Origin of the sequence: Knoellia sp. Soil729 (genome assembly GCF_001427985.1) — a bacterium.
Classification (GTDB): domain Bacteria; phylum Actinomycetota; class Actinomycetes; order Actinomycetales; family Dermatophilaceae; genus Knoellia.
The window spans coordinates 102,143-128,324 of sequence record NZ_LMSA01000002.1; the positions used below are offsets into that span (position 1 = coordinate 102,143).

26 protein-coding genes are annotated in these 26,182 nt (G+C 70.9%); 6 read left to right on the plus strand and 20 right to left on the minus strand.

What is annotated here, in order from left to right; all coding sequences use genetic code 11:
* Positions 1-60: 60 nt before the first annotated feature.
* Positions 61-399, minus strand: a complete 339-nt coding sequence (locus ASG74_RS05395; RefSeq protein WP_056139877.1) for a P-II family nitrogen regulator — start codon at positions 397-399, stop codon at positions 61-63.
* On the minus strand, positions 396-1,832 hold the full coding sequence (locus tag ASG74_RS05400) for an ammonium transporter (protein ID WP_056139882.1): 1,437 nt from the start codon (positions 1,830-1,832) through the stop codon (positions 396-398). Before ASG74_RS05400 ends, ASG74_RS05395 begins: the two co-directional genes overlap by 4 nt.
* Positions 1,833-1,973: 141 nt before the next feature.
* On the opposite strand from ASG74_RS05400, the gene ASG74_RS05405 reads away from it, so the two are divergent.
* Positions 1,974-2,366, plus strand: coding sequence for a thiol-disulfide oxidoreductase DCC family protein (locus ASG74_RS05405; RefSeq protein WP_056139885.1), 393 nt, complete (start codon positions 1,974-1,976; stop codon positions 2,364-2,366).
* A gap of 27 nt (positions 2,367-2,393) precedes the next feature.
* Here ASG74_RS05405 and ASG74_RS05410 read toward each other — a convergent pair whose 3' ends face one another.
* Genes ASG74_RS05410 through ASG74_RS17595 form a run of 4 tightly spaced genes read right to left on the minus strand, consistent with a single transcriptional unit; the run spans position 2,394 to position 6,622 of the window.
* The gene (locus ASG74_RS05410) at positions 2,394-3,092 is read right to left on the minus strand and encodes a maleylpyruvate isomerase N-terminal domain-containing protein (RefSeq protein WP_056139888.1); all 699 of its coding nucleotides are present in this window, start codon (positions 3,090-3,092) and stop codon (positions 2,394-2,396) included.
* Between the two features lies 1 nt (position 3,093).
* On the minus strand, positions 3,094-4,311 hold the full coding sequence (ftsY, locus tag ASG74_RS05415) for a signal recognition particle-docking protein FtsY (RefSeq protein ID WP_082569541.1): 1,218 nt from the start codon (positions 4,309-4,311) through the stop codon (positions 3,094-3,096).
* Between the two features lie 35 nt (positions 4,312-4,346).
* Positions 4,347-6,308, minus strand: coding sequence for a M13 family metallopeptidase (locus ASG74_RS05420; RefSeq protein ID WP_056139894.1), 1,962 nt, complete (start codon positions 6,306-6,308; stop codon positions 4,347-4,349).
* Positions 6,308-6,622: a hypothetical protein gene (locus tag ASG74_RS17595; protein ID WP_235498832.1), complete on the minus strand. Its 315-nt coding sequence runs from the start codon at positions 6,620-6,622 to the stop codon at positions 6,308-6,310. Before ASG74_RS17595 ends, ASG74_RS05420 begins: the two co-directional genes overlap by 1 nt.
* A 150-nt stretch (positions 6,623-6,772) precedes the next feature.
* Between ASG74_RS17595 and lepB the strand changes: the two genes are divergently transcribed.
* The gene (lepB, locus tag ASG74_RS05430; RefSeq protein WP_082569542.1) at positions 6,773-7,510 is read left to right on the plus strand and encodes a signal peptidase I; all 738 of its coding nucleotides are present in this window, start codon (positions 6,773-6,775) and stop codon (positions 7,508-7,510) included.
* Here lepB and smc read toward each other — a convergent pair.
* From smc to ASG74_RS05445, 3 genes are all read right to left on the minus strand, one after another.
* A complete protein-coding gene (gene smc / locus ASG74_RS05435; protein WP_056139897.1) occupies positions 7,432-10,998 on the minus strand; it encodes a chromosome segregation protein SMC in 3,567 nt (1,188 codons plus the stop codon). The genes lepB and smc overlap by 79 nt on opposite strands.
* Before the next feature lie 262 nt (positions 10,999-11,260).
* Positions 11,261-11,548, minus strand: coding sequence for a chorismate mutase (locus tag ASG74_RS05440; RefSeq protein WP_056139899.1), 288 nt, complete (start codon positions 11,546-11,548; stop codon positions 11,261-11,263).
* A gap of 83 nt (positions 11,549-11,631) precedes the next feature.
* Positions 11,632-11,955 carry an acylphosphatase gene (locus tag ASG74_RS05445; RefSeq protein ID WP_056139902.1) on the minus strand — a complete coding sequence of 108 codons (324 nt, stop codon included), beginning with the start codon at positions 11,953-11,955 and terminating at the stop codon, positions 11,632-11,634.
* A 73-nt stretch (positions 11,956-12,028) separates the two neighbouring features.
* Between ASG74_RS05445 and ASG74_RS05450 the strand changes: the two genes are divergently transcribed.
* Entirely contained in the window at positions 12,029-13,987 is a 1,959-nt protein-coding gene (locus tag ASG74_RS05450; protein ID WP_056139908.1) for an acyltransferase family protein, read from the plus strand.
* Between the two features lies 1 nt (position 13,988).
* Here ASG74_RS05450 and mutM read toward each other — a convergent pair whose 3' ends face one another.
* From mutM to ASG74_RS05495, 9 genes are all read right to left on the minus strand, one after another.
* Positions 13,989-14,864 carry a bifunctional DNA-formamidopyrimidine glycosylase/DNA-(apurinic or apyrimidinic site) lyase gene (gene mutM, locus ASG74_RS05455; protein WP_056139912.1) on the minus strand — a complete coding sequence of 292 codons (876 nt, stop codon included), beginning with the start codon at positions 14,862-14,864 and terminating at the stop codon, positions 13,989-13,991.
* A gap of 13 nt (positions 14,865-14,877) precedes the next feature.
* Positions 14,878-15,651, minus strand: coding sequence for a ribonuclease III (gene rnc / locus ASG74_RS05460; RefSeq protein WP_056139914.1), 774 nt, complete (start codon positions 15,649-15,651; stop codon positions 14,878-14,880).
* 11 nt (positions 15,652-15,662) lie between these two features.
* Positions 15,663-15,857: a 50S ribosomal protein L32 gene (rpmF, locus tag ASG74_RS05465; RefSeq protein WP_056139918.1), complete on the minus strand. Its 195-nt coding sequence runs from the start codon at positions 15,855-15,857 to the stop codon at positions 15,663-15,665.
* Between the two features lies 1 nt (position 15,858).
* Positions 15,859-16,440 carry a YceD family protein gene (locus ASG74_RS05470; protein WP_056139921.1) on the minus strand — a complete coding sequence of 194 codons (582 nt, stop codon included), beginning with the start codon at positions 16,438-16,440 and terminating at the stop codon, positions 15,859-15,861.
* Between the two features lie 294 nt (positions 16,441-16,734).
* Positions 16,735-17,241 carry a pantetheine-phosphate adenylyltransferase gene (gene coaD / locus ASG74_RS05475; RefSeq protein WP_056139925.1) on the minus strand — a complete coding sequence of 169 codons (507 nt, stop codon included), beginning with the start codon at positions 17,239-17,241 and terminating at the stop codon, positions 16,735-16,737.
* A gap of 33 nt (positions 17,242-17,274) precedes the next feature.
* On the minus strand, positions 17,275-17,913 hold the full coding sequence (locus ASG74_RS05480) for a hemerythrin domain-containing protein (RefSeq protein WP_056139929.1): 639 nt from the start codon (positions 17,911-17,913) through the stop codon (positions 17,275-17,277).
* 48 nt (positions 17,914-17,961) lie between these two features.
* The gene (gene rsmD, locus ASG74_RS05485) at positions 17,962-18,510 is read right to left on the minus strand and encodes a 16S rRNA (guanine(966)-N(2))-methyltransferase RsmD (protein ID WP_056139931.1); all 549 of its coding nucleotides are present in this window, start codon (positions 18,508-18,510) and stop codon (positions 17,962-17,964) included.
* A 7-nt stretch (positions 18,511-18,517) separates the two neighbouring features.
* Positions 18,518-20,719 carry an ATP-dependent DNA helicase RecG gene (locus tag ASG74_RS05490; RefSeq protein WP_056139934.1) on the minus strand — a complete coding sequence of 734 codons (2,202 nt, stop codon included), beginning with the start codon at positions 20,717-20,719 and terminating at the stop codon, positions 18,518-18,520.
* Positions 20,720-20,723: 4 nt separating this feature from the next.
* A complete protein-coding gene (locus tag ASG74_RS05495) occupies positions 20,724-22,448 on the minus strand; it encodes a DAK2 domain-containing protein (protein WP_056139937.1) in 1,725 nt (574 codons plus the stop codon).
* 172 nt (positions 22,449-22,620) lie between these two features.
* Between ASG74_RS05495 and rpmB the strand changes: the two genes are divergently transcribed.
* A complete protein-coding gene (rpmB, locus tag ASG74_RS05500) occupies positions 22,621-22,815 on the plus strand; it encodes a 50S ribosomal protein L28 (protein WP_009778186.1) in 195 nt (64 codons plus the stop codon).
* 251 nt (positions 22,816-23,066) lie between these two features.
* Here the strand turns inward: rpmB and thiL are convergent, their stop codons facing one another.
* The gene (gene thiL, locus ASG74_RS05505; RefSeq protein WP_056139941.1) at positions 23,067-24,107 is read right to left on the minus strand and encodes a thiamine-phosphate kinase; all 1,041 of its coding nucleotides are present in this window, start codon (positions 24,105-24,107) and stop codon (positions 23,067-23,069) included.
* Between the two features lie 148 nt (positions 24,108-24,255).
* On the opposite strand from thiL, the gene ASG74_RS05510 reads away from it, so the two are divergent.
* Both ASG74_RS05510 and ASG74_RS05515 read left to right on the plus strand, forming a co-directional pair.
* The gene (locus ASG74_RS05510) at positions 24,256-24,489 is read left to right on the plus strand and encodes an Lrp/AsnC family transcriptional regulator (RefSeq protein ID WP_056139944.1); all 234 of its coding nucleotides are present in this window, start codon (positions 24,256-24,258) and stop codon (positions 24,487-24,489) included.
* Between the two features lie 2 nt (positions 24,490-24,491).
* Positions 24,492-24,947, plus strand: coding sequence for a DUF3515 family protein (locus ASG74_RS05515; RefSeq protein ID WP_235498833.1), 456 nt, complete (start codon positions 24,492-24,494; stop codon positions 24,945-24,947).
* A gap of 81 nt (positions 24,948-25,028) precedes the next feature.
* On the opposite strand, the gene ASG74_RS05520 is transcribed toward ASG74_RS05515, so the two are convergent.
* Positions 25,029-26,177: a D-alanine--D-alanine ligase family protein gene (locus ASG74_RS05520; RefSeq protein WP_056139947.1), complete on the minus strand. Its 1,149-nt coding sequence runs from the start codon at positions 26,175-26,177 to the stop codon at positions 25,029-25,031.
* Between the last annotated feature and the right edge of the window lie 5 nt (positions 26,178-26,182).

Genomic DNA, 26,182 nt, shown 5'->3' on the forward strand with positions numbered 1-26,182 from the left:
ACCTGCCTTGTGTGCCCCAGCGCGAGCCATAGCTCGCGCTGGGGCACACAAGGCGAGTGATCAGATGGCTTCGGAACCGTGCTCGCCGGTGCGGACCCTGACGACGTCCTCGACCGGGACGGTCCAGATCTTCCCGTCCCCGATTCGACCGGTCTGGGCAGCCTTGAGGATGACGTCGGCGACGCTGGAGGCATCCATGTCGTCCACGAGGACCTCGATGCGAATCTTGGGGACGAAGTCGACGTTGTACTCCGCACCGCGATAGACCTCGCTGTGCCCGCGCTGGCGCCCGTAGCCGGATGCCTCGCTGACGGTCATGCCCGAGATGCCGTAGGCCTCGAGCGCCTCCTTCACCACGTCGAGCTGGTGCGGCTTGATGATGGCGGTGATGAGCTTCATGCCTGAACTCCTTCGGGGGCGAGCTCGTCGTGGTGACGGGCGTCGTGGGACAGGGCCGGGGTGGAGCTCGTGCCGAGGCGCCCTCCGCGGGAGACGAGGTCGTAGCCGGACTCCGCGTGCTCCGCCTGGTCGATGCCGGCCACCTCGTCGTCCTCGGAGATGCGCCAGCCGATCGTGGCCCTCAGGGCGAGAGCGATGACCGCGGTGACGGCTGCCGAGAAGAGAAGGGACGCGAGCGCGATGACGACCTGCACGACGAGCTGCCGTGGCCCGTCACCGTAGAGGAGCCCACCCGAGGTCGCGAGCAGCCCGGCACCGATGGTCCCCCAGAGGCCGGCGACCAGGTGCACCCCGACGACGTCGAGGGAGTCGTCGTAGCCGAAGCGGAACTTCAGGCCGACGGCGAGCGCGGCGAGGCCGCCGGCCACGAGGCCGAGGATGATGGAGCCGACCGGCGACAGCGCACCACAGGCGGGAGTGATCGCGACGAGGCCCGCAACGACACCCGACGCCGCACCGACCGAGGTCGCGTGACCGTCACGCAGCTTCTCGATGACCAGCCAGCCCAGGATCGCCGCACAGGTCGCAACGGTCGTGTTCACCCAGACGAGACTCGCAACCCCGTCTGCCGCCAGCTCCGACCCGGCGTTGAAGCCGAACCACCCGAACCACAGCAACCCTGCCCCGAGCATGACCAACGGAACGTTGTGCGGACGCATGGCGGTTCTGCCGAACCCGAGACGCCGACCGACGACGAGCGCCAGCACGAGTCCCGCGACACCGGCGTTGATGTGGACGACGGTACCGCCGGCGAAGTCGATCGGCAGAACCTTGGCCACACCGTCAGCGGCACCGAAGATCTTGGCCGCGAGCCCGTCGGCCGAGCCGCTGAGCAGTCCGCCACCCCACACCATGTGGGCGATCGGGAAGTAGGCGAGCGTCACCCACAGCCCGCTGAAGACGAGCCAGGTCGAGAACTTCACGCGGTCCGCGATCGCACCGCTGATGAGCGCCACGGTGATGACCGCGAAGGTCAGCTGGAACCCGACGAAGAGGATCTCCGGGATCCAGACCCCTGAGCCGAAGACGTCCACCACCGCGGTGCCGTCGGCGTCGAGCGTGGCACCAGTGGCCTCACCGACCACGCCCCTCAGACCGAAGTTGTCGAAGGGGTTCCCGATGAGCCCGCCGACGTTGCGGCCCCCGAAGGACATCGAGTAGCCCCACAGCACATAGACGACACCGATGACTCCCATGGCGCCGAACGACATCATCATCATGTTGAGGACGGACTTGGCGCGCGTCATGCCGCCGTAGAAGAGGGCCAGCCCCGGCGTCATCAGCAGCACCAGGGAGGAGCAGACGAGGACGAAGGCCGTGGCCGATGCGTCGATCACGGGAGTGTCCGCGAGAGGAAGGAGTGTTGGGCTCATGCGCAAGGAGTCTGCGATCGGGGCGTTTCACCTCGCGGCACCTCGTGTTACGCCGACGTTGCGCCTTCGCTCCCCAGGTAAGAAGTGTGTTTCGCCCTCACAACACCTCTTTCGGCCGCGCGTCGGTGCGAGACTGGCGCCATGGCTCGACCAGTACTCGTCTACGACGGTGGTTGCGGCGTGTGCACGAGGCTGGCCACAGTGGTGACCACCCGGCTGCGCAGCAGGCCCGAGGACTACGACGTCACCGCCTACCAGGATGCCGACCTCGCGGCGCTGGGCCTCACCGCGCAGGAGTGCGACGCGGCCCTGCAGTGGGTCTCCGCGGACGGGCGGGTGAGCTCGGGCGAGGACGCCGTCGCCCAGGCCCTTCGGGCGTCACGTATGCCGGCCCGCCCCCTGGGTGCCCTGGTCCAGGTCCCCGTTGTGCACGCCATCGCCGGCCTCGCCTACCGCTGGGTGGCGAACCACCGGCACCTCCTCCCGGGCGGCACCCCGGCCTGCTCCTTGCCGGCGGGGCAACGTCCCTCCTGAACGGATCCAGCTCCGCTCGGACACGTCTCAGAAGGCCGAGATGTCCCCGCTCGAGCGCTGAGGGCGGCTCAGCGCCCGCATGAGCGCGACCTGGCCGTGGCGTTGCAGCGAGACACCGGTGAGCAGCCGGAGGACCGACGCGACCACGACCGGCTCGTGCTCGTGCGTCTCGAGCCCCACGCTGGCAGCGAGGTCGTCCCCGTGCACGACCATCTCCATCATCCGGGTCGTGAGGAAGTCCGGCGTCGACAGCGACCAGCCCTGCCACGGGATGAAGACGGTGTCGGGGTCACGCCGTTCGGCCAGGAGGTGCGGCAGGGCGTCCAGGGCCGCGCTCGCCTCGCCGAGGACGGCATCCGCACCCTGACGGGCCCCGGTGTTGTCGGTCTCGAGCTGCTCGCCGTCGACCCCACCCTGGCGCGAGGCGGCCACCCAGGGCGCGCGGGCGTAGTGGTCGAGGAGGCCGATGACCGGCGCGTCGGGAGGTGCCTGCACCGCCAACAGCCGGGCCGAGTTGCGCAGCTGGCCCAGCAGGTGGTGCGTCAGCCCGCCCACGGTCATCCGGGCGCAGGCGCTCTCCCGCTCCCACGTGGACCGGACCTCCTCCCGGCGGGCGAGCCCCAAGGCGACCTCGGCGCAGGAGAGGAAGGCCCGGACGCACGCCTCGCGGCCCAACTCTGCGCCGAGCCCAGAGTCCGGCTCACTGCGGTGCCCCGCCTCGCTCATGTCAGTCGATGATGGCGTCGACGAACCCCTCGGGGTCGAAGGGCGCCAGGTCGTCGGGACCCTCGCCCAGGCCGATGAGCTTGACCGGGACGCCGAGCTTGCGCTGGACGGCGACGACGATGCCGCCCTTGGCCGTGCCGTCGAGCTTGGTGAGGACGATGCCGGTGATGCCGACGACCTCGCTGAAGACCTCGGCCTGGCGCAGGCCGTTCTGGCCGGTCGTGGCGTCGAGCACGAGGAGCACCTCGTCGATGGGGCTCTGCTTCTCGATGACGCGCTTGACCTTGCCCAGCTCGTCCATGAGCCCGACCTTGTTGTGCAGGCGACCGGCGGTGTCGATGATGACCACGTCGGACTCGAGCTCGGCAGCACCCTTGACGGCGTCGAACGCCACGGCAGCGGGGTCGGCGCCCTCGCGATCGGACCGGATGGTGGGAACGCCCACGCGCTCCCCCCAGGTCTGGAGCTGGTCGGCAGCAGCTGCCCGGAACGTGTCAGCCGCCCCGAGGACGACATCCTTCTCCTCGGCCACGAGCACGCGCGCGAGCTTGCCCACGGTGGTCGTCTTGCCGGTGCCGTTGACGCCGACGACGAGGATCACGGCTGGGCGCCCCTCGACACGCGAGGACGCGATGGTGCGGTCCATCGACGGGTCGACCAGCGTGATGAGCTCCTCGCGCAACCAGCCGCGCACGGTGGCCTCGTCGGCGTTGCCGTTGACCTTGACCTTGGTGCGCAGCGCGTCCACGAGCTCGGTGGTCGCCTCGACGCCCAGGTCCGCCGTGAGAAGGGTGTCCTCGACGTCCTCCCAGGCCGCTTCGTCGAGGTCGCCTCGCGAGAGCAGGGCCAGCAGGCTCTTGCCGAGCGCGGTGTTGGAGCGGGCCAGCCGGGCCCGCAGCCGCTGCAACCGGGTCCGCGGCGCCTCGGGGCGCTCGACCTCGGGGACCGCGACGGGCGGAAGCGTCTCCTCGACCGTGTCGTCGATGGTGTCCCCGGCAGGCGGGGGCAGGGTGTCGACCGACGACCCGCTGCCGGCGCGGTCGTCGACCTCGTCGCTGCCCGGCGCCGGACGAGTCGGTGCCTGCGTCGGCTGCTCGGGCGGCAGCTCCTTGGTCGCTCCACCCCGCCCTCGCAGGAGGGCCACGGCGAGCCCGCCAAGGATGACGAGCAGGCCGACGGCGACGGCGATGAATTCCCAGAGAGTGTCGATGGCGCTCACGAGAACCATCCTTGCATCACCGCCGGACGCCGAGTTCAGAAGATCCGGATGCGGTCCTTCTCGGGCACCCACATGCCGTCACCCTGCGTGACGTCGAACGCCTCGTGGAACTCGGTGAGGTTGCGCACCGCGTTGGCCCGCAGGTCCATCGGTGCGTGCGGGTCGATCGCGAGCAGGCGCACCGCTTCGGCCTCGCGGGCCACACCGCACCACACGCGGGCCCACCCGATGAAGAAGCGCTGGTCACCGGTGAGCTCGTCGAGGACCGGCGCCTGCGTGCCTTCCGTCGAGATCCGGTATGCCGCGTGCCCGATGGTGAGCCCGCCGAGGTCACCGATGTTCTCACCGACCGTGAGCGCGCCGTTGACCTTGTGGCCGGGTGCGTCGCGCGACTCCAGCTCGTTGAACTGGGCGATGAGCCGCTGGGCACGGCCGTCGAAGTTCTCCCGGTCGGTCTGGGTCCACCAGTTGCGCAGGTTGCCCTCGCCGTCGTACTGCGAGCCCTGGTCGTCGAAACCGTGGCCCAGCTCGTGCCCGATGACGGCACCGATGCCGCCATAGTTGACGGCGTCGTCGGCGTCCACGTCGAAGAACGGCGGCTGCAGGATCGCCGCGGGGAAGACGATCTCGTTGAGGCCGGGGTTGTAGTAGGCGTTGACGGTCTGGGGAGTCATGAACCACTCGTCGCGGTCGACGGGCCCACCGAGCTTGGACAGGTTGCGGTCCACCTCGAAGGCTGAGGCGCGGGCGACGTTGCCGAGCAGTTCCTCAGCCACGACCTTGAGCGTGGAGTAGTCGCGCCACGATTCCGGGTAGCCGACCTTGGGCGTGAAGGCCTCGAGCTTGGCCAGAGCCTCGGTGCGGGTCTGGAAGCCCATCCACTCGAGGTCGGCGAAGTCACGCCGGAACGCCTCGACGAGGTTGTCGACGAGCTCGAGCATGCGCTCCTTGGCCCGGGGCGGGAAGTGCTGCTCGACGTACAGCTGGCCGACGGCCTCGCCCAGGGCGTCCTCGACGAGACCCACGCCGCGCTTCCACCGGTCGCGGATCTGCGGGACGCCGGAGAGCGTGCGGCCGTAGAAGTCGAAGTTCTCGGCGACGACGGCGTCAGCGAGGTAGGGGGCCAGGGCGTGGACGACTCGCCAGCGCAGCCAGTCCTGCCACGTCGTGACGTCGACGTCGGCGAGGGCGGCCGCCATCGAGCGCAGGTGGTCGGGCTGGCGGGCGATGACCTGGTCGAAGGCCCCGGCCGGCGCCTTCGCCGCAGCGAGGTAGGCGTCCCAGTCCACGCCCGGCGTGAGCTCGGCGAGGCCCTGACGGTCGACGAGGGTGTAGGTCTTCACGGCGTCACGGTTGGCGACGGTGTCCCAGTGGGCCGCGGCGATGCGGGTCTCGAGTGCCATGACGCGGTCGGCGGCAGCGGACGCCGCGTCACCGGCATACACGCCCGCAAGGGTGAGCATGCGCGCGAGGTGACCGGGGTAGGCCGCCCGGATGGCCTCGTGCTGCGGGTCCCGGTAGTAGGCCTCGTCGGGCAGGCCGATGCCCGCCTGCTCGAGGTAGACGACGTAGCGGCTCGAGTCGCGGTCGTCGGTGTTGACGATCGGGTGGACGAGGCCATCGACGCCCGCGCGCAGGAACGACCCGAGCAGCCTCATGACGTCGGCCGGTGCGGCCACCTCGTCGATCGCGGTGAAGAAGGGCTCGAGGGGCGCCACGCCGAGCTCGTCGATGCGGGCCTCGTCCATGAAGGAGCTGTAGAGGTCGCCGACCTTGCGGGCGACGGTGCCGGCCTCCGGGTTGCCCTGTGCGACGGCGGTGATGATGTCGCGCACCTGCTGCTCGGCGGTCTCGCGCAGGATGTCGAACGAGCCGTAGCGCCCGCGGTCGGCCGGAATCTCGGTGCGCGCCACCCAGCCGCCGTTGACGTGCGCGAAGAGGTCGTCCTGCGGACGGACCGTGGGGTCACCGGCGGAGTGGTCGATCCCGGAGCGCATCAGGAGCGCGCCGGGTCGACGGGAGCGGCCGGTGCGACCGAGGCAGCTTGGGCGGCCGCGCTCGCGGGTGCTGCGGTGCTGCTCACGCCCCCGGCCGGGGCGTGGGCCACGCCGTCCTCGGACGACTCGTCGCCCTCCGGGCGCTCGAGACGCTGACGGGACGACTGCTGGCGGTCCTTGAGGGCACTCACGACCTCCTCGCCCTTGGGCGTGAGCAGGTCCCGGCCATCGCGTCGGGCGGGCACGGCGACCATCGCCACGACGGCCAGGGCGAGTGCGACGCAGATGAGCATGCCGATGATGAGCGCAACCATGTTCCAAGAATCTCCCAGTCGGGGCCGCGCGTGCAAAACGACACCCCGTGCGAGAAGGCGCCCCCCGGCCACCGGGCGCCGCGTAGGCTCGGCCGGGTGACGGCGACAACCTCGGCAACGCCCCCTCCTCGGGGCCGCCGGAGGCTCCCGGTGGGGGTCGAGATCCTGTTCGCCGTGCTCGTGGTCGCGCTGATCCAGGCGTTCGTGGTCAAGCCGTTCGGCGTGCCGTCGCAGTCCATGGAGCAGACCCTGCGCATCGGCGATCGGATCATCGTCAACCGGACGAACCCCCAGGTGCACCGCGGCGACGTCGTCGTGTTCTCCCACGGGGAGTCCTGGCAGGAGTCGCAGCTTCCGGAGGCCGGCAACCCGTTGCTCAAGGCGGTCCGCACGTTCGGCGACCTCACCGGGATCGGGCCGTCCAACAAGGCCTACACGGTCAAGCGGGTCATCGGCCTGCCGGGCGACCGCGTGCAGTGCTGCGACGACCAGGGCCGGGTGACCGTCGAGGACGAGCCTCTCGCGGAGCCCTACGTCTTCGAGGACCTCACGTTCCGTGCCCCCGACCTGACCTGCGACACGACCCCACGGTCCTCACGGTGCTTCCCCGAGATCCGTGTTCCCACCGACCGGCTCCTCGTGCTGGGTGACCACCGTTCGCAGTCGGCGGACTCCGTCGTCAACTGCCGCGGCGGGACCCAGGCCGAGGGATGCGCTCGCTTCGTGCCGGTGAACCGGGTGGTTGGTCCCGTCGTCTTCCGCATCTGGCCGCTGGACACCTTCGGCCGCGTCAACCACCACGGAAGCAGTCAGGCGGTGGCGGCGACGTCGCGGATGCGCTGGGACACCACGGTCGTGATGCCGTCCCCACGCATGCTCACCCCATAGAGGGCGTCGGCGATCTCCATCGTCTTCTTCTGGTGGGTGATGACGATGAGCTGGCTGCTGTCACGCAGCTCCTCGAAGAGCGTGATGAGCCGGCCGAGGTTGGAGTCGTCGAGGGCAGCCTCGACCTCGTCCATGATGTAGAACGGGCTCGGCCGCGCCTTGAAGATCGACACGAGCAGGGCCACCGCCACGAGCGAACGCTCACCACCGGAGAGCAGTGACAGCCGCTTGATCTTCTTGCCGGGCGGACGTGCCTCGACCTCGATGCCCGTCGTGAGCATGTCGCTTGGGTCGGTGAGGGTGAGCTTGCCCTCGCCCCCCGGGAAGAGGCGGCCGAAGACGCCCTCGAACTGCGCGGCCGTGTCGTGGAAGGCCTCGGCGAACACCTGCTCGACCCGCTCGTCGACCGACTTCACGATGTCGAGCAGGTCGCGCTTGGAGTTCTTGAGGTCCTCGAGCTGCTCGGTGAGGAACCTGTGCCGCTCCTCGAGCGCCGCGAACTCCTCGAGGGCGAGCGGGTTGACCCGGCCGAGAGCCGAGAGGCCGCGCTCGGCCTTGCGCAGCCGCTTCTCCTGCTCGTCACGCACGAAGGCCGACGGCATGGGCAGGTCGCCCACGTGGTCCGGTCCGGCGATGAAGGGGATGAGCTGGTGCGGCCCGAAGTCCTCCATGAGGACGTCGGGGTCGACGCCGAGCTCCTCGACCGCCTTGGCCTGCAGCTGCTCGATGCGGGCGACCTGTCGTGCACGGGCGACCTCGTCGCGGTGGGCCGAGTCGGTGAGCTCGCGCAGCTCGTCCTGGTGCGTGGCCATCTCGGCTCGGAGTGCGTGGACCGCCGTGTCGCGCTCGGCCCGCCCACGTTCGGCCTCCTCGCGCAGACGTGCGGCGCGTTCCAGCGCACTCGCCATGCGGTCGGTGGCGTATGCCGCCGCGCGGCCCACTGCGTCAGCGATCGTCACCTCGCGACGGCGTCGTTCCTGACGCTGGCGCAGCTTCTCGCGTGCCTGGATCTCGTTGCGCGCGGCGCCCTCGAGCGAGTCCGCCCGCCCCTTGAGGGAACGAGCGCGCTCCTCACGGGTGCGCAGGGTGAGGCGCAGCTCGGTCTCCGCGGTGCGGGCCCGGCTGGCGGCGAGCTCGAGGTCGTTGCGCAGGTCCGTCGACGGCTCCTCGGACTGCGTGGGCTCGGCACTCGCCTCCTCGAGTCGTGCGGTGAGCGCCGTGAACTCCACGCGGTCGGTCTCGAGGGCCGACTCGGCGTCCGCGATCGTGCGCTCGGTGCGCTCGATCTCGGCCCGGCTGCTGCGGATCGTCGACTGGAGCCCACCGAGCTGCTCGGCGACGGCGGCCATGCGGGCGTCACTGTCGTGCAGCGCCTCCAGCGCCGCTTCGACGCGCTCGGTGACGGCGGCCGCCTGCTCGCGCTCGGTCGCGAGCCGGAATCGGGTCTGCTCTCCCTTGGCGGTGGCCGCTGCGACGGCCGACTGCGCCTCCTCGAACGCCGACTGGATCTCGAGGAGCGACTCACCGCTGCTGGACCCACCCCGCACCCAGCCGGGTGCGAAGACGTCGCCGTCCTCGGTGACGGCCGTGATGCCGAGGCCCCGGGCGACGAGGGCCAGGGCGTGCTCTGAACCACCGACGAGGGCAACCCGGTCGAGGAGCTGGTCAACGGCGGGCAGCACGTCTGCGGGCGCCGAGACCACGTCGCGGGCCCAGACGCCCGAGCCCTCGAGGTCGGGCCAGGTGGAGGGGTCGGACGAGGACGCGGTGTCGCCGACGAGCAGGGTGGCCTGGCCCTGGTCGTCCCGGCGCAGGGCGGAGACGGCCTGGGCTGCTCCCTCGACCGAGGCCACGGCAAGTGCCTCCGAGGCCCACCCCAGTGCCGCTGCGACCGCGCCCTCGTGTCCGCGGGTGACCTGCAACAGGGAGGCGACGGTGCCGACGATCCCGTGCTGCTCGTCCGAGGCGGCCAGCAGCGCAGCGGCGCCGTCCTTGCGACGCAGGCTGAGGCCGAGGGCCTCGACCCGGGCCGAGGCGGCCGAGCGCTCACGCTCGGCGTCGCGCTCAGCGTTCTCCAGCGCGGTGATGCGTCCCTCGATCTCGGCGAGCTCCTCGGCGGCGGTCTCGTAGGCGCTGTCCAGACCCTCTTCGCCCTCTTCGTCGTGGGCGACCGTCCCCTCGAGGTGCGAGAAGGCCTGCTCGGCCTCGGCGGCGCGCTTCTGCGACGCCTCGATGATGCCGCGGAGCCGGCCGATCTCGGCCTCCCCCGCCTCGATCCGGCTGCGACGGGCACCGACCTGACCGGCCAGCTTGGCCAGCCCTTCGCGGCGGTCGGCCGCGGCGCGCGCGAGACGTGCAAGACGGTCCTGCTCCGCGGCATACGCCTGCTCTGCCTCCGCACGTGCGGTGACCGACAGCGACAGCTGCTCAGCAGCGCTGGCGACCTCGGCGAGGAGCTTCTGCTCGGCCTCGCGGGCCTGTGCCGCCTGCGCGCGCAGCTCCTCGGGGTCGCGCCCGGTCGTCGCCTCGTCGACGTCGTCCTGGCTGAGCAGGCGGACCCTCTCGCGGGCGATCGACGCGGTGGACTCGAGGCGGTCACGCAGGGACTGGAGCCTGACGAAGCGGTCCTGCGAGCGCCCGAGCTCGGGGGCTGCGTCGGCGGCCTGCCGCTCGATCTCGGTGATGCGCGAGCGCAGCGACTCGAGGGCGTTCTCGACGGTGGTGCGGCGCTCGATGACCGCGGTCTCGTCGGCGACCTCCTGCTCGAGGGTCGCGGTGAGCTGGACGAGGTCGTCGGCGAGCAGTCGCTGGCGGGCATCCCGAGCCTCGGCCTGGATGACGGCGGCCTTGCGCGCGGCCTCGGCCTGGCGACCGAGCGGGCCGAGCTGACGACGGATCTCACCGGTGAGGTCGTGCACGCGGGTGAGGTTGGCCTCCATCGCGTCGAGCTTGCGCAGGGCGCGCTCCTTGCGCTTGCGGTGCTTGAGGACGCCCGCGGCCTCCTCGATGAAGCCGCGTCGCTCCTCGGGGGTCGCGCGCAGGACGGCGTCGAGCTGCCCCTGGCCGACGATGACGTGCATCTCTCGACCGATCCCGCTGTCGGACAACAGTTCTTGGATGTCCAGGAGGCGGCTGGGGGTGCCGTTGATGGCGTACTCGGAGCCGCCGTTGCGGAACATCGTGCGCGTGATGGTCACTTCGGCGTAGTCGATCGGCAGGGCGCCGTCGGTGTTGTCGATCGTCAGGCTCACCTCGGCGCGTCCGAGCGGCGGGCGCCCGGCGGTGCCGGCGAAGATGACGTCCTCCATCTTGCCGCCGCGCAGCGTCTTGGCACCCTGCTCGCCCATGACCCAGGCGAGGGCGTCGACGACGTTGGACTTGCCCGAGCCGTTCGGGCCGACGATGCAGGTGATGCCGGGCTCGAGGCGCATCGTCGTGGCCGAGGCGAAGGACTTGAACCCCTTGAGGGTCAGGCTCTTGACGTACACGCGATGGCTCTCGGTTCCTCGGCGGGACTGCTGACGGATCGACGCGGCCACTGTACCGGCGGGCACACGGCGGGCCCGGGACCTGCGGGGTGCTCTGCGTTGCCCGTGACTGATGTGACCAGAGGTGCCGCTGAGGCCCTTGGGCCCGCTGTGGCCGACGACGCGGCCCACCTTTTCCGGCTGGTCACAGCAACGGAGCGTTCGGCCGGGAACGGTTCCCGGCGGAACAGTGCGGTTGCTTGATCAGCCGGAAAACGAGAGGTCAGCTGTTGGCGATCGTCTCGTGGTGGTGGATGACCTCGGCGATGACGAAGTTGATGAACTTCTCGGCGAACTCGGGGTCCAGCCCGCTCTCGTGTGCCAACCCACGCAACCGCGCGACCTGGCGCTCCTCGCGTGCGGGGTCAGCGGGCGGCATACCCTCGGTCGCCTTGAGCTCGCCGACCTGCTGGGTGCACTTGAAGCGCTCGGCGAGCAGGTGGACGAGGGCCGCGTCGATGTTGTCGATGCTCGATCGCAGACGGGCCAGCTCGGGAGGGACGTCGCTCATCGCCCCATCGTAGGAACGTTCCCCTCCCGCAGTGCCCACGTCCCACGAGCCGGTATGCCGTCCGCCCCCGGCCCGTGCGCACGTCACCTCTCGACGAAGCCCGAGACCCCCTCGCGCGGCTCGCTCACGAGGGGCGTCGAGACCGACAGGACCTCACCCGGGCGGTGCGCCGTGGAGGGCTGTTCACCGAGCAGGTCGACGAGCCGGTCGACGGCTCCACGCGACCCCTGGGCGACGACCTCGACGCGTCCGTCCGAGGTGTTGCGGGCATGGCCGACGAGTCCGAGCTCGAGCGCGCGGGCCCTGGTCCACCAGCGGAAGCCCACGCCCTGGACGCGGCCCCTCACCGTGACGGTGGCACGGATGGGCTGCAGGCCGTCCCGATCGGGGTCAAGACTGCTCTCCATGGCGAGATCGTAGGTCCGACCCGGCCCAGCGCGCCTCCCGGACCCTGTCGGTGCACGTCCATAACCTGAGGGCATGAGCGTGGAGACCCCAGCAGCGGGGCCCGGAGCCAGGCGCAGGCCAGCCCCGTCCCGCGGCGCGACCGCGCCTTCATCGGGCCGGCTGCCGGGCCTCGACGGCCTGCGTGCCGTCGCGATCCTCGCCGTCCTCGCCTTCCACCTCGACCCCCGCTGGCTCCCCGGTGGATTCCTCGGGGTCGACGTCTTCTTCGTCATCTCCGGCTTCCTCATCACGACCCTGCTCGTGCGCGAGCGGGCGCGCACCGGGCGCATCGACCTGTGGGGGTTCTGGACCCGGCGAGCCAGGCGCCTGCTGCCTGCGCTGCTCGTCCTCGTGCCGAGCGTCATCCTGCTCGCCCGCCTCGTCGAGACCGACCTGCTGGTCGGCATCCGCCGGCAGGCCGTCGGCGCCCTGACCTTCACGAGCAACTGGCTCGAGATCGCCGCGGGCTCGGACTACTTCCACAGCACCGCGCCCCAGCTGCTCATGAACCTCTGGTCGCTCGCGGTCGAGGAGCAGTTCTACCTCGTGTGGCCGCTCGTCGCGCTCGCCCTGCTGCGGTTCGCCCCCTCGTCCAGGGTCCGGACGGGTTGTGCCCTCGCGCTGGCCGCGACCTCGGCCGTGCTCATGGCGACCCGCTTCGACCCGTCGCTGGGCGCGACCCGGGTCTACTACGGCACCGACACCCACCTCATGGGACTCATGCTCGGGGCTGCGCTGGCCTTCGCCTGGGCGGCCCCGCACCGTGCGTGGACCTCGAGCGACCGGTGGCAGAGGGTGCGCGTCCCGGTCGTGGCACTCGCCGGGGCGGCCCTCGTGGCTCTCATGCTGTTCCTCGACGAGTCGAACCCGCTGACGTTCCGGGGCGGCCTTCTCGCTGCATCGCTGGCCACCACCGTCCTCGTGCTGGGCGTGGTCGAGCGCCCGACTCCCCTGCGAACCGTGCTCAACCTGCCGGTGCTGCGCTGGGTCGGTGAACGCTCCTACGGCCTCTACCTCTGGCACTGGCCGGTCATCCTCATCGTCGAGGCCGACCTCTCGTGGGCGGCACGCGGCTCCGAGAACTACCTCTGGTCCCGCCTGTGGTGCGTCGCCGTCACCGTCGCGATCGCCGACCTGTCCTACCGCCTCATCGAGACGCCGGTGCGCACGCACGGGTTCCGCGGCTCGGCCGGGCGCCTGCTGCACACGATCCGCTACTCCGGCACGCGCACGGCCCGGGCGGTCTGGGCCTCCGTGGCCGTCCTCGCCATCATCCTCACCGTCGTCCTCGTGACGGCCCCCACGAGGACCCGTGTCGAGCAGCTGCTCGAGGCCAACGCCTCGGCCGCGACGGCCTCGGCCCCCGCAACCACGGCGTCGACGACGTCCTCGACCTCAGCACCGTCCGGCGCGGCCGCTGCCCAGGCCTCGACCAAGGGCAAACCGGCCCCGCTGGTGCAGAGCTGGACGATGCCGACCGGCGCCGAGATCGACGGCTACGGCGACTCGATGATGGTGGGCAGCGTCCATGCCCTGCGCTACTACTTCCCCGGGATCCGCCTGGACGCTCGCTCCAACCGCCAGTGGTCCGAGGGACTCGAGCTCGTCCGGGAGCGCGGTGCCGCCAACCGCCGGGCCGTCGTCATCGCCCTCGGCACCAACGCCGGCACGGACCTCGAGCGGGCGCGCGAGACCCTGGATGCGCTCGGCCCCGACCGCATGGTCGTCCTCGTCACGCTCCACGGCCGCATCAACCGGATCGCCGAGGACAACGCGGCCCTCGAGCAGCTCGTCGCGGGGCGCGACAACGTCGCCCTGGCCGACTGGGACGCCGCCCTCAAGGGCACCGAGGGCCAGCTCCAGTCCGACGGCATCCACCCCTCCCTCGTGGGTGCCCACCTCTACGCCAAGACCATCCGCCAGGCGTTCGCGGAGCTGAGCGCACGGCATACCGGCAAGACCGTCACGCTCAAGGAGCTCCCGATCCCGTGACTCACCCCGCCCGGCGGCGGACGCGCGGGCGAGTCTGGCACTGGGGACAGGAGAACGAGGACCGGTTCATGAACTGCTCGCGCCGGATCGGCGTGCCGCACCGGGCACAGGGCCGGCCCTCCTGCCCGTAGGCGTGCAGCGACCGGTCGAAGTAGCCCGAGGCGCCGTTGACGTTGACGTAGAGCGCGTCGAAGCTCGTGCCGCCCTGAACCAGCGCGGCCGCCATGACCTCGCGGGCGTGCTCGAGCACCCGGGCGATCGTCGGCTTGGTCAGGCTGCTCGAGGGGCGTTCGCCGTGGACGCGGGCTCGCCAGAGAGCCTCGTCGGCATAGATGTTGCCGATTCCGGACACGACGCCCTGGTGCAGGATCATCCGCTTGATGGCGCTGTCGCTCGCCTTGATCCGGCGCACGACCGCCGCCTGGTCATAGACAGGTTCGAACGGGTCGGGGGCGATGTGGCGGATCTGGTGGGGCACCCCGTCGTCGGCGAGGTCGTCGAGCGCGAAGCCTCCGAACGTGCGCTGGTCCACGAAGCGCAGCTCGGGATCGCCGTCGGCAAAGGTGAAGCGCGCATGCAGGTGCTTCTCGTCCGGGGCGTCGGCCGGCTCGACGAGCAGCTGGCCGCTCATCCCCAGGTGGGCGATGAGTCCGTGGACGGGGTGGCCGTCCTCGCTGAGGACGAGCCAGAGGTACTTGCCGCGACGACGCGCCTGCGTGACCTCGAGCCCGGTGATGCGGTGGGCGAGGTCGACCGGGCCGGGGATGTGGCGCCGCGCGACCCGGGCTCCGGTGAAAGAGGCAGCCGTGATGCGGCGGCCGACCACGTGGTCGGCGAGGCCGCGGCGGACGACCTCGACCTCGGGCAGCTCGGGCACCGGTCAGGCCCGCTCAGCCGAGGTCGGGCAAGGGGGCGGTCGACGCCCCGTCACCGTGGCGGTCACGCAGGACCTGCCATGCCTGGGCGGCGGCCTGCTGCTCGGCGTCCTTCTTGGTACGTCCCACTCCGGCGCCGTGCTCCTCGCCACCGACGAGGACCCGCGCGCTGAACGTCTTGGCGTGCTCGGGGCCCTCCTCCTCGAGGACGTACTCGACCGCGCCGGCAGAGTGCAGTGCGCCGATCTCCTGCAGGCTCGTCTTCCAGTCCAGCCCCGCACCGAGGGTCGCCGAACTGGCCATCAGCGGGTCGAGGAGGTGGTGCACGAGCGCGCTCGAGGCCTCCAGGCCAGCGCTGCAGTAGGTCGCACCGATGACGGCCTCGACGGTGTCCGCGAGGATCGAGTCCTTGTCGCGCCCACCGGTGGCCTCCTCGCCCCGGCCCAGGTGCAGGTAGTCGCCCAACCCGAGGGTGCGGCCGACCGCCGCGAGGGCGCGCATGTTGACGACGGCGGCCCGCAGCTTGGCGAGCTGGCCCTCGGTGAGGTCGGGGTGGGTCGTGTACAGCGTGTCGGTGACGACGAGGCCCAGCACCGAGTCGCCGAGGAACTCGAGGCGCTCGTTGTGTGGGATGCCCCCGGCCTCGTAGGCGTAGGAGCGGTGCGTCAGGGCACGACCGAGCAGCGCCTCGTCAATGTCTCCACCGGTCACCTCGGTGAGGTGCTGGTGGAGCTCAGCGACGGGGCGCTGTGGCGTCCTGGCCACAGGGCCGTTCGCGCCCCTCCCCATGAGGAGTGGGCTCAGCCCTGGTGCTCGGTGCGCTCGGCCACGCCGTAGTGGCGGCCGTTGTAGGTTCCGCACGACGGGCACGCGATGTGCGGCTGCGTGGGCGCCTTGCACTGGGGGCACGCCGTCAGGGTGACGGGCGTGGCCTTCCAGTTTGCACGGCGGTGGCGGGTGTTTGAGCGAGACGTCTTCCGCTTCGGAACAGCCACGTCAGGTCCTGTCTGTTGTCTTCGTCGTGGGTGGCTCGGACGCGAGGTCCGTGAGAGCCGCCCACCTGGGGTCGATCACGTCATGTGCGTGGTCCGGGTCGTCCTCGAGGTGCATTCCGCATTCGGAGCACAACCCCGGGCAGTCCGGGCGACACACGGGCTGGAACGGCAGTGCGGGCACCACCGAGTCCCGGAGCACCATCTCGAGGTCGATGAGACCGTCCTCGACGAGGTACACCTCGGCTGCTTCTTCGTCGCCCACCTCTTGGTGGTGGGCGTTGCGATCGGCGTAGGCGAACAGCTCCTGGAACGTCCCAGCCACCTCGTGGCTGATCGGATCCAGGCACCGCACGCAGGCGCCGGTCGCCGTGCCTTGCACCGAACCACTCACCAGGACGCCCTCGACGACGGACTCGAGCCGCACGTCGACCGACAGGGGTTCCCCCTCGGCAACGCGCAGCACCTCCGTGCCGAAGTCGGCTGGTGCCTCCACCACGCGCGAGAGCTCTGCCATCGAGCCGGGTCGCCGGCCAACCTCCTTGGTGTCGAGTACCAGAGGAGACCGAGGATCGAGACGAGTCATTGCCCTTGCCATGGTCGAGTGGTTCGGTCCGTCGTCACGGCTGACGCAGACCGAAGATCAAAGGTACCGGAGGGGGTGCCACCTCCCCAAATGCAGTCCGTCGGGCGGCTCGGTCGCGACCTCTCCCATCGGGTGGCGTCCGCAAGCCGGGTGCTGCCGTATGCCGGCTGCTTGCGTCCGCAACCTTGGTCACCTTCGCGACCACCTCCGCGGACGCTGCCGTATGCCGACTGCTTGCGTCCGCAAACCTGGTCGCCCTCGCGACCACCTCCGCGGACGCAGGCTCCTCCACGCTCAGGACCCGGCCGGGAACTTCTCCGTCAACGCGGCCAGGACCTCGTGCGGGACGAGCCCGCCAACGTCTCCCCCGAACCGCGCGACCTCCTTGACCAGCGAGCTCGACACGTGCCCGTACTCCGGCGACCCGGGCAGGAAGACGGTCTCCACGCCGGTCAGGTGCCGGTTCATGAGCGCCATGGGCAGCTCGTAGGCGAAGTCGGTCTCACCGCGCAGCCCCTTGACGATGGCATCGGCACCGACGTCACGGCATACGTCGACAAGAAGGCGACCAGCGAAGGCCTCGACGCGCACGCGCGGGGCGACCGCCTCGGGAACGGCGCGCTCGATGAAGCCGAGCCGCTCCTCCACGCCGAACAGGCCGTGCTTGGCGGGGTTGTGCAGGACCGCGACGACGACCTCGTCGAAGAGCGCGGCCGCCCGCACGAGGACGTCGACGTGGCCCAGGGTGATGGGGTCGTAGGAGCCCGGGCACAGGGCTCGTCGAATCTGCTGCTCGCTCACGCGCGCCAGCCTACGGTTCCGGTGGCGTCCGGCTCAGTCGCCGGCCTTTTCCTGTTCCTTCGAGGCCTCCTCGACCTCCTTCGCCTCCTTCTTGGCCTTCTCCTCGATCTCGTCGGCCTCCTCACGGGCCTTCGGGGAGGCGATCGTGCCCTCCTCCTCAGCGCGGTGGAGCAGCGCCTTGACCTGCTCGAGGCTGGCGCACCCCTGGTCGAGCAGCTCGTTGCGCCTGGTCGCCCAGGCGACGCCGAGCTCCTTGCGGACGTCGAGGGAGACGTCCTCCCGGGCGGGGTTGAGAATCGTCTGCTCCTCCTCGTTGGCGTGGTGGTTGACCGCCGTCGCCAGGTCCTCGAGGGCCGAGTCGTACTTGTCGGTGTCGGTGCCCTTGGCCTCGAGGAAGCCGATGATCGCCTCGTTGATCTCGGCGTGCTCCTCCTTGCCATGCTCCTGCTCGTGCTCCCCGATCGCGCGCTTCGTGCGCAGCGTCGAGTAGACCTTCTCCTCCTCGGCCTCGCCGTGCGCGACGAGCAGCTCGGTCAGCGCCGTGCGTGCTGCCTCGCGGTCGACGTCGTTGCGTCGCGCCTGCCGCAGGAGGTCCTCGAAGAGGCGGTGGTCGTCGAGGATGAGGTCGAGCACGTCACCACTGGTCGGCCGGGGAATCTGGTAGTCGCTCATGTCGGCATCCTTGCTGATTCTCGGACGTGACGGAGAGGAAGCACCCCGTCAGTTCGTGGCGTACCAGATGACGGTCTCGCCGTACTTCTTGAGCCGTTCGGGCTCGAGCCCCTCGGGCCAGCTCGGCTCGGCGGTGCGCTTGGAGCGTTCGACGACGACGAGGGACGCCTCGGCGAGCCACCCGCCCGTGACCAGAGCCGAGAGGTTGGCCGCGAGCGCCTCCTCGGTGAGGTCGTAGGGCGGGTCGAGGAAGACGAGGTCGTGCTCCTGGGCCGTCCCCGCCAGCGCCGACGAGACGGTGGTCGCGAGGACCGTCGCCGGCAACCCGAGCCGGGCAGCGTTGTCCCGGATCACCCCGGCCGCCGTCCGGTCCGACTCGACGAGGGTTACCGCCGCCGCACCACGGCTGGCCGCCTCCAGTCCCAGGGCCCCGGAGCCGGCATACAGGTCGAGCACGTGCGCTCCCGAGAGCGCGTCGCGCGCCTCGAGGGCGGAGAAGAGGGCCTCGCGCACCCGGTCGCTCGTGGGACGGGTCCCGCGCCCGGGTGGGGTGCGCAGCTCACGCCCTCCGGCCGTGCCGGCGATGATCCGGGTCATCGACGACTCACCCCCGCTCCAGGTAGGCCGCCTGCTCGGCGTCCACGCGGGCGTGGACCAGCTCGGCAAGCCTGGGGTGGGCGGTCAGGTCGGGGTCGTCGGCAACCACCGCGAAGGCATCCTCGCGGGCGTCCTCGATGAGGTCCTCGTCCTCGAGGACGTGGAGGAACTGCAGCTGGCTGCGCACGCCGTGCTGCGAGGAGCCCAGGATGTCGCCCTCACGACGCTGGCGCAGGTCGATGCGGGCCAGCTCGAAGCCGTCGGTCGTGCCGGCCACGGCGTCCAGGCGCTCGTGCGGGGTCTCCGGGTCGCCCGAGTGGACGAGCAGGCACAGTCCCGGGAGGCCACCTCGCCCGACGCGACCACGCAGCTGGTGCAGCTGCGAGACACCGAAGCGGTCGGCGTCCATGACGACCATGACGCTGGCCCGGGGGACGTCCACACCGACCTCGATGACGGTGGTCGAGACGAGGACGTCGATGCCACCCGACGCGAAGTCGCGCATGATCCCGTCCTTCTCATCGGCCGGCAGACGGCCGTGGAGGATCTCGATCCGCAGGCCCTCGAGCGCGGGGTTGGCAACGAGGTCGGCGTGGACCCGGTGGACCGAGGCGAGCGGGCGGGGCGGGGGCGCGTCATCGTCGCTGTCCTCAGCACCCCCGTCGCCGTCGGTGTCACCGGCCGCCTCGGGAGCGAAGATCTCGGCCTCCTCGTCGGGCTCGTCATCATCGCCGATGCGCGGGCACACGACATAGGCCTGGCGCCCCTGCGCGACCTCCTCGGCGATGCGCTGCCAGGTGCGCTGGAGCCAGCCCGGCTTGCCCTCCGGCACGACATGGGTCGTGATCGGCGCGCGCCCAGCCGGCAGCTCGCTCAGGGTGGAGGTCTCCATGTCGCCGAAGACGGTCATGGCGACGGTGCGCGGGATGGGGGTGGCGGTCATGACGAGGACGTGGGGTGGCTGGGCGGCCTTGCCGCGCAGGGCATCCCGCTGCTCGACACCGAAGCGGTGCTGCTCGTCGACCACGACGAGCGCCAGGTCCTGGAAGCTCACGTGCTCCTGGATCAGCGCATGGGTGCCGATGACGATCCCGGCGTCGCCACTGGCGATGTCGAGCATGGCCTTGCGTCGTGAGGCGGTCGACATGCTGCCCGTGAGGAGGGTGACCCTGGTGCCGATGTCGCTGCCACCGAGCATGCCGCCCTCGGCGAGGTCACCGAGCATCGCCGTGATCGAGCGGTGGTGCTGCATGGCGAGCACCTCGGTGGGAGCGAGCAGCGCAGCCTGGCCCCCGGAGTCCACCGCGGCGAGCATCGCCCGCACCGCGATGACCGTCTTGCCCGAGCCGACCTCCCCTTGGAGGAGCCGGTGCATGGGGACGTCGCGGGCCATCTCGGCGGCCAGGGTCCGGCCCACCTCCACCTGTCCGGCCGTGAGGGTGAAGGGCAGGCGCTCGTCGAACGCGTCGAGCAGTCCACCAGGGCGGGGGCTGCGAGCGATCGTGGACTCCGCCGACTGGCGTGCGCGACGCTGCGCGAGCGCCACCTGGAGGATGAACGCCTCCTCGTAGGACATGCGCCGGCGCGCCGCGTCGACCTCTGCGTGTGACTGGGGTGTGTGGATGCCGCGCAGCGCCGACGTGCGGTCGCCGAGGTCGCGCCGGTCGAGGATCTCCTCAGGGATCGGCTCGGGGCTCTCGCGCAGCAGGTCGAGGACCATGCGCACGCACTCGGTGACCGTCCATGTGTGGAGGTTGCCCACCTGCTTGTAGATGGGGATGAGGTCGCGCCGGTCCCCCCGGTCGAAGTCGCTGAGCAAGGAGTAACCGGGGTGGGCCAGCTGGAGACGGTTGTTGAAGGAGGAGACCTTGCCGGCAAACAGGGCGCGCGTGCCGGGGACGAGCTTGCCCTCGTGCCCGTAGGCGCTGAAGAACGTGATCTCGAGATCCTTGCTCCCATCGGTGATCACGGCCTGGAGCATCTTGCCGCGACGGGCCTTCATCGCCCGGGTGGTGGCCGACTTCACCTCGGCCACGGCGACGATGTAGGAGCCGATCCGTGCCGCGGCCAAGTTGCTCTCGCGGTCCTGGTAGCGGCGCGGCCAGTAGGCCAGCAGGTCACCCACGGTCGCAATGCCGCGCGAGTCCTTGAACTTCTTGGCCTCGCGCTTGTCCAGCACCTTGGTCAGCGGCGTCGACTCGTCGTACACCGGGCTACTCCACCCCCACGAGGAGCGGGTACACCTGTTGCCCGCCCGCGATGCGCACGACCTCCACCTCTGCGTGCTCCTTGGCGATGCGCGCCTCGACGGCATCGATGAAGTCCGGGTCGGCCTCTGCCCCGGAGACGAGGGTGACGAGCTCGCCACCACCTGACAGGAGCCTGTTGAGGACCTCGACGGCGGTCTCGGTGAGGTCGTCCCCGATGAGCGCCACATCACCGCTGACGATGCCCAGGATGTCGCCGACCGACACCGACCCGGCCCAGGTGAGCACCTCGCGCGACGCGATCGAGACGGCTCCGTGGCGGGTGGACACGGCGGCGCCGGTCATGGCGATGACGTTCTCGCGCAGGCCCCTGTCGAAGTCGACGACGGCCAGGGCCGCGAGCCCCTGCACGGCGGTGCGCGCCGGGATGATCGCGGTGTCGATGCCGTCGTCCTTGGCACCACGGCAGGCGACCTCGGCCGCCATGAGGGTGTCCTTGTCGTTGGGGAGCACCACGACGGACGCTGCACCGGTACGACGGATGGCGTCGAGGAGCTGCCCGGCCGATGCCCGCGCCCCCGGTGCGCTCAGCACCACCTCGGCGCCTGCCTCGCTGAGGACCGACGCCATGCCGGGACCGGCGGCGCACGCGACGACGGCGAAGTGCTGGGGCTCGCGGGCCGCGATCTGCGTGGCGAAGTGCGTCACCCTGATGCGGTGCGGACGGCCTGCCTGGATCCCGGTCTCGATGGCGGCGCCGACGTCGTCGACGTGCACGTGGACGTTCCAGAGGTCGGGTCCGCCGACGACGAGCAGGGAGTTGCCCAGGCCATCGAGGGCGGTCCGCATCATCGCCACCCGCTCGGCGTCGCTCTCGTCGAGCAGGAACATGACCTCGAACGCCGGTCCGTCGAGTCCGGTCGCTGCGGCGTCCAGCGGGTCGTGGGGACTGGCCGCCGCCAGGCCTCCCATCGGCTGCTCCGAGCCGGCACCGTCGGCCACAGCCGCGGGGACGGCTTCGGCGTGCCACGACGCCCGGGGTCCCAGGTCGTCCGACTCGTGGTGCAGAGAGCCCGTCTCGCCGTTCCAGTCGCCCGTCAGCGCGCGGTGCAGCGCCTCGATCATGAGCAGGCAGCCGGCGCCACCGGCGTCCACGACCCCGGCGCGGGCGAGCGTCGGCAGCTGTTCGGGCGTGCGCGCCAGAGCGGTCTCGGCCGCGGCGACCGCCGCAGCGGCCACCTCGATCGCGTCGCCGCCGGCGTCGGCTCGCTCTCGTGCAGCGACCGCGACCGCGTCCGCCACGCTGAGGATCGTGCCCTCCTGGGGATGCGCCACACTGGCCCGGGCGAGCTCGGCGCCGCGCGTGACGGCTCGGGCCAGGGCGGCTCCGTCGACCTCGGTGAGCTCCTCCTCGACGATGACCTGGCTGATCCCCGCCACGATCTGGCTCACGATGACCCCCGAGTTGCCGCGGGCCGACATGAGCATCGCGCGAGAGAGGTTGCGGGACTCGTCGACCAGGCTGGCGGTGCCGAGGATCCCCTGCGCCCCGTGGACCCGGTTGACCTCGTTGATCGCGGTGTCGATCGTCAGGTAGAGGTTGGTGCCCGTGTCACCGTCCGGGACCGGGAAGACATTGAGCCCGTCGATCTCCGCACGGCGGGCCGCGAAGGCCGCGCGGGTGAGCGCGCCCCACTGGCGGGCTCCATCGGCGTCGAGAACGGCTGGCACGGTGGCAGGCTATCGGGCGCCACCGACTCGTTTTGGAGCCACACCCGAACTCGGCTACGCTTTGACGGTTCCGCGTGAGCCCCATGCCTTGGGGCGGGCACCGGAATCCACTGACCTGGGACGGCTGGCTCTTCAGCCCTCTCGTATGACACCTGACTCAAGGAGACCAACCGTGGCTGCCAACTGCGATGTCTGCGGCAAGGGACCCGGCTTCGGCCACAGCATCTCGCACTCGCACCGCCGCACCAAGCGTCGCTGGAACCCCAACATCCAGCGCGTGAAGGCTCTCGTCGGCGACAAGGGTGTGACCCCCAAGCGCCTCAACGTCTGCACCTCCTGCCTCAAGGCGGGCAAGGTCAAGCGCTGACCCCCTAGCCCCATCCCGAAAGGGCGCCGTCCGACTGCGGACGGCGCCCTTTCGCATGCCCGAAGGCCAGCGCGCAGGGCTGTGAAGAGCGCCCCACCTTTTCCGGCTGGTCACACAAGCGGAGTGTTCGGCCGGGAACTGTTCCGGGCCGAACACTCCGCTTCCCGGACCGGCCGGAAAAGGTGGTGCGGGGTTTCGAGTGCGCGCGAGGTGTCCCAGCGGGCCAGGAAGACGAGCAGCCGGTATGCCGGTCAGCCTGCGAAGTGGTCCCAGCCGGTCACGCTCGGCACGGCGCCGCCGACGGTGAGCCGCGGCCCCTTCGGGCCGGCATCCACCACGCGGCCGATGACCGTCCACGGGGCGCGCGGGTCATCGGGCACGCGGTCCGCCGGGAACGTCGCGAGCAGAGAGTGCTCCTCTCCCCCGGACAGCACCTGCCGCCAACCCGTCTCCGGACCGACGGCCAGCTCGACCGGTCCGGCCAGGAAGTGCTCGCGCAGGAGCGTCTCGTCCAGCGCCAGCTCGACGCCGCTGGCCGTGGCCACCCGGCCACCGTCACGCACGAGCCCGTCGGAGAGGTCGATCATCGAGGTGGCCCCGGCGTCGGCAGCCACCGGCCCGGACTCCCACGGAGGACGCGGGGACCGGTGGAACCACATGAGCAGGGAGGCCGCCTTGTTGACAGGACTGAGGTGTCGAGGGCTCTCCGAGCGTGAGATCGGGTCGAGCGCACCGCCCTCATAGAGTGCCAGCCCAGCACCGGACCAGCCGAGCGAGCCCGCCACGGCGACGACGTCACCGGGCCGGGCACCCGAGCGCAGGACCGGCTGGCGCCCCTGAAGGTCACCGAAGGCCGTGAGGGCGACGATGACGACGCCTGACGGGGCCGATGAAAGGTCCCCGCCCACGACGGGGCAGCCGGCGTCCTCGGCAGCGACGGCGATGCCACGGGTGAGGTCGAGCACCCAGTCGAGCTCGGTGTCGGGGTCCGCGGCCAGGGAGACGAGCAGACCCGTGGGCACCGCGCCCATGGCCGCGACGTCGGCGACGTTCTGGGCGACGACCTTGATGCCCACGTCATGCCCGGTCGACCAGTCGTCGCGCCAGTCACGTCCGCGCACCATCGAGTCGGTCGTGACGACGACGGACTCGCGAGCCGTGATCACGGCGGCGTCGTCACCGGGCGGGACGAGCACCCCGGCACCCGCGGAGGGGCTCTCGCCGAACAGGGGAATGATGCGGGCGAGCAGATCGGACTCGCTCACGGAGCCGATCGTCGTGTGCGCGACCATGCACCCACCTCCTGAGCCACCCGAGACTTGCGGACCACCGGCACGGTACCGTGCAGACACCGACGCCCCGGCGACGGTCAAGGCACGATCCAGCAGACCCAGCGGAACGGCATACGGTGCTCGTTCCACGACAGTGAGGTGACACCCAGTGGTCCAGGCCTACATCCTGATTCAGACCGAAGTCGGTCGCGCAGCAGCCGTGGCCCAGGCGATCGGTGAGATCGCGGGGGTCGCTCTCGCCGAGGACGTCACCGGTCCCTACGACTGCATCGCCCGCGTCGAGGCCGAGACGGTCGACGAGCTCGGCAAGCTCGTCATCGCCAAGATCCAGGAGGTCGAGGGCATCACTCGCACCCTCACCTGCACGGTGGTCCACGTCTGACCGTGCCCACACGGTCACGCAGAACGACGGCGGTGGCGCTCGGCGCCACCGCCGTCGTCATGCTCTCCGGCTGCTCGTCCGCCGTCGAGATCGCGCCCACGTCCCTCTCCCACGGCGAGGTATGCCGTGACGTCGCCTCTGCATGGCCGGAGAAGGTCGGGACCCACGCACGTCGCGAGGTCTCGGACGCGAGCGCCGGTGCGGCATACGGGGATCCGCCGATCATCGCCCGGTGCGGTGTCCCGGCGCTCGGACCCACCACGGACGACTGCATCGAGGTTGACGGCATCGGGTGGGTCGCGCAGAAGCTGAGCGACGGCACCCGCTTCACGACGTTCGGGCGCGACCCCGCCGTGGAGGTGCTGATCCCCCGCGACTACGCGCCCGAGCCGCTGTTGCTGCCCGCGTTCACGAAGGCCGCCGAAAAGCTCCCCAAGAACACCCTCGCCTGCCGCTAGCCCTTCGTGCGACTGATGGCCCGTTTGGCCAGTGGCTCGCTGCGCTCGCGGACCAGCCAAACGGGCAATGGGTCGCGGTTCTCACCGCAGGCCGACGCGGCGCTCCATCGCGAGGGCGATGAGCTCGTCGATGAGCTCCGGGTAGGTCAGGCCCGCCGCGGCCCACATGCGCGGGTACATCGAGCTCGGCGTGAAACCGGGCATCGTGTTGATCTCGTTGATGAGCAGGTCGCCGGACTCGGTGAGGAAGAAGTCGCAGCGGGCCAGGCCTTCGCACCCCGCAGCCGTGAAGGCAGCGACCGCCATCTCGGCGATCTGCTCGGCGATGCCGGGTGAGACGTCGGCGGGGGCCTCGAGCCGGATGTCGTCGGCCGCGAGGTACTTGGCCTCGAAGTCGTAGAACGCGTGGTTCTGCACCACGATGCACTCCCCCAGCGGACTGGTGCGCGGGGCGTCGGTGCCATGGCCGTCGAGGACGCCGCACTCGATCTCTCGCCCGACGATGCCCTGCTCGACGACGACCTTGGGGTCGTGCTCGCGGGCGGCCTCGACCGCGGCGCGCACCCCGTCGGGGCCGTCGACCTTGGTGATGCCCATGCTCGACCCGGCGCGGGCCGGCTTGACGAAGACGGGGAACTCGAGCGCACCGACGGCATCGAGCGCCGCCTCGGGGTCGCTCAGCCACTGGCGGTCGGTGATGACGGTGTAGGGACCGACGGGAAGGCCGGCGGCCGCGAAGACGACCTTCATCATGTGCTTGTCCATCATCACCGCGGACGCGGTGACCCCGGAGCCGACGTAGCGGACGTCGGCCAGGTCGAACATCCCCTGGATCGTGCCGTCCTCACCGAAGGGCCCGTGGAGGAGCGGGAAGACGACGTCGACCTCGCCCAGCTCGCGCGGCGCGGCCCCGGGCTCGTGGACGATGAGGTGGCGGGCTGTGGCGCTCGTCGGCACGAGCACAGCCGGGCCGGACCCGTCGACCTCCGGGATGTGCCCCGCCGCGAGACGCAGGGGCTCGGGGTCGTTGGGGGCGAGCACCCAGCTGCCGTCCTTGGCGATGCCGATGGGGATGACGTCGTAGCGCTCGGGGTCGAGCGCCGACATGACGCTCGCGGCCGTGGCGCACGACACGGCGTGCTCGGAGGAGCGCCCGCCGAAGACGAGGGCGACCCGCAGCCGGCGCGGCGAGTTCCCCGTGGAGGCTGTCGGTGTGAGGTCTGAGTTCATCGCTC

What these genes read in the sequence shown, in the direction of transcription:
- ASG74_RS05395 (WP_056139877.1), bottom strand. Translation starts at nt 399, where the DNA reads ATGAAGCTCATCACCGCCATCATCAAGCCGCACCAGCTCGACGTGGTG.
- ASG74_RS05400 (WP_056139882.1), bottom strand. Translation starts at nt 1,832, where the DNA reads ATGAGCCCAACACTCCTTCCTCTCGCGGACACTCCCGTGATCGACGCA.
- ASG74_RS05405 (WP_056139885.1), top strand. Translation starts at nt 1,974, where the DNA reads ATGGCTCGACCAGTACTCGTCTACGACGGTGGTTGCGGCGTGTGCACG.
- ASG74_RS05410 (WP_056139888.1), bottom strand. Translation starts at nt 3,092, where the DNA reads ATGAGCGAGGCGGGGCACCGCAGTGAGCCGGACTCTGGGCTCGGCGCA.
- ASG74_RS05420 (WP_056139894.1), bottom strand. Translation starts at nt 6,308, where the DNA reads ATGCGCTCCGGGATCGACCACTCCGCCGGTGACCCCACGGTCCGTCCG.
- ASG74_RS17595 (WP_235498832.1), bottom strand. Translation starts at nt 6,622, where the DNA reads ATGGTTGCGCTCATCATCGGCATGCTCATCTGCGTCGCACTCGCCCTG.
- ASG74_RS05440 (WP_056139899.1), bottom strand. Translation starts at nt 11,548, where the DNA reads ATGAGCGACGTCCCTCCCGAGCTGGCCCGTCTGCGATCGAGCATCGAC.
- ASG74_RS05445 (WP_056139902.1), bottom strand. Translation starts at nt 11,955, where the DNA reads ATGGAGAGCAGTCTTGACCCCGATCGGGACGGCCTGCAGCCCATCCGT.
- ASG74_RS05450 (WP_056139908.1), top strand. Translation starts at nt 12,029, where the DNA reads ATGAGCGTGGAGACCCCAGCAGCGGGGCCCGGAGCCAGGCGCAGGCCA.
- rnc (WP_056139914.1), bottom strand. Translation starts at nt 15,651, where the DNA reads ATGGGGAGGGGCGCGAACGGCCCTGTGGCCAGGACGCCACAGCGCCCC.
- ASG74_RS05470 (WP_056139921.1), bottom strand. Translation starts at nt 16,440, where the DNA reads ATGACTCGTCTCGATCCTCGGTCTCCTCTGGTACTCGACACCAAGGAG.
- ASG74_RS05480 (WP_056139929.1), bottom strand. Translation starts at nt 17,913, where the DNA reads ATGAGCGACTACCAGATTCCCCGGCCGACCAGTGGTGACGTGCTCGAC.
- rsmD (WP_056139931.1), bottom strand. Translation starts at nt 18,510, where the DNA reads ATGACCCGGATCATCGCCGGCACGGCCGGAGGGCGTGAGCTGCGCACC.
- thiL (WP_056139941.1), bottom strand. Translation starts at nt 24,107, where the DNA reads ATGGTCGCGCACACGACGATCGGCTCCGTGAGCGAGTCCGATCTGCTC.
- ASG74_RS05520 (WP_056139947.1), bottom strand. Translation starts at nt 26,177, where the DNA reads ATGAACTCAGACCTCACACCGACAGCCTCCACGGGGAACTCGCCGCGC.